This is a genomic window from Streptococcus sp. CCH8-H5, assembly GCF_001556505.1.
Classification (GTDB): domain Bacteria; phylum Bacillota; class Bacilli; order Lactobacillales; family Streptococcaceae; genus Streptococcus.
On the sequence record NZ_LSIZ01000057.1, the window covers coordinates 1 to 1,231 of the forward strand.

The 1,231-nt window shown below is 38.1% G+C and carries 2 protein-coding genes and 2 pseudogenes; 1 reads left to right on the forward strand and 3 read right to left on the reverse strand.

Annotation, left to right across the window (positions count from 1 at the left end; all coding sequences use genetic code 11):
- Together AX663_RS10320 and AX663_RS04235 are read right to left on the reverse strand one after the other, a co-directional pair.
- Nucleotides 1-91: pseudogene (locus AX663_RS10320) on the reverse strand (phosphoglycerate mutase); the annotation flags it as partial.
- Between the two features lie 39 nt (nt 92-130).
- Nucleotides 131-520 carry a nuclear transport factor 2 family protein gene (locus AX663_RS04235; protein ID WP_060972793.1) on the reverse strand — a complete coding sequence of 130 codons (390 nt, stop codon included), beginning with the start codon at nt 518-520 and terminating at the stop codon, nt 131-133.
- Between the two features lie 145 nt (nt 521-665).
- Between AX663_RS04235 and AX663_RS04240 the strand changes: the two genes are divergently transcribed.
- Nucleotides 666-995: a winged helix-turn-helix transcriptional regulator gene (locus AX663_RS04240; RefSeq protein ID WP_060972794.1), complete on the forward strand. Its 330-nt coding sequence runs from the start codon at nt 666-668 to the stop codon at nt 993-995.
- 96 nt (nt 996-1,091) lie between these two features.
- Here the strand turns inward: AX663_RS04240 and AX663_RS04245 are convergent.
- Nucleotides 1,092-1,231: pseudogene (locus AX663_RS04245) on the reverse strand (phosphoglycerate mutase); the annotation flags it as partial.

A 1,231-nucleotide genomic window follows, 5' to 3' on the forward strand; every position in this document is an offset into this window, starting at 1 on the left:
CTTTCAAGTTTTCAGCATCTGGAATTACTGAGTCATCAAGTGAAGCGTAACGACGATCAGTGTGTGCTGAGTGCTCATCATCACGATCCATAAATCAAATTTCATTTCAGATTATAGATTAATTTACTGTCTAACCCCAGAAAGCATCTTCTACTGCTTGATCTGATGAAAAGAGCCAAACTTCCTTGATCTTTCCATCATCCATGCGAAAAAGATCAATACCATTCATGTTGAGTTCCTCGCCGTCTGGGCGAGTTCCGACAAAGGTCACATTGGCTGCTACAAGGTCAATATTTTCAGACACCCAGTTAGTCAATACTTTGAAGGTACCGTTTGTTTTTTCTGAAAATTGAGCCAAGTGTGCTCCAAGTGCTTTTTTTCCAACAACTGTACCGGAATTACTATGCTGACCTGGCTGGTGCCAGATAATATCATCTGCCATAGTCTCAAAAACAGCTGGAAAATCACCTGTTATAAGACCATTGTTATATGCATTAAAAATTTCTAAATTTACTGACATGAGTTACTCCTCGTTTCTTTTATTTATGATATAATATTATCACTTACTAACAAAAAGACAAGTAGGCACTTTATTGTTATCTAGTATCAAATACGATACTATTATTGTCAAATAAGAGAATAATTTTAAAAAATTTGGAGGAATTATGGTAACCAAAGTCAGTGAATACGGAATTTGTCCTTTTGCCACGACGCAGCGTGTACTAACAGGCAAATGGGCTCTAGTCATCATCTATCAACTCAGTACGGGGACTAAGCGTTTTAATGAACTACAACGTCTAATTCCTGGCATTACCCAAACCATTCTAACACGACACCTCAGACAGCTCGAGAAGGATAAAATCGTGGAGCGTAAAGTCTATGCTGAAGTTCCCCCACGGGTCGAATACAGTCTAACTGAAATGGGTAGAAAATTTCAAGGTGTCCTAGATGCCATTGAAAGTTGGGGACTGAAGTATATCGAAACCCTAGACTAATTATCTCCTCGGTTCATCTCACCTTACAAAGTGAGACGAACCGAGAGTCACTTCTCAAAAAAAGGCGGAATAAATCCCGCCTTTTATCTTTTATAATTATTTTCCAAGGTAGTATTCAGAAACAACATTCAATTTTTCGTCAAATTCAAATACCAATGGTGGGAAGTTTGGAATTTCAACATCCATGATTTCGTCATCTGACAATTGTTTGATGTGTTTTACAAGGGCACGGATTG

Excerpts from the sequence above, each read along its gene's own strand:
- AX663_RS04240 (WP_060972794.1), top strand. The coding sequence starts at position 666 with ATGGTAACCAAAGTCAGTGAATACGGAATTTGTCCTTTTGCCACGACG.
- AX663_RS04235 (WP_060972793.1), bottom strand. The coding sequence starts at position 520 with ATGTCAGTAAATTTAGAAATTTTTAATGCATATAACAATGGTCTTATA.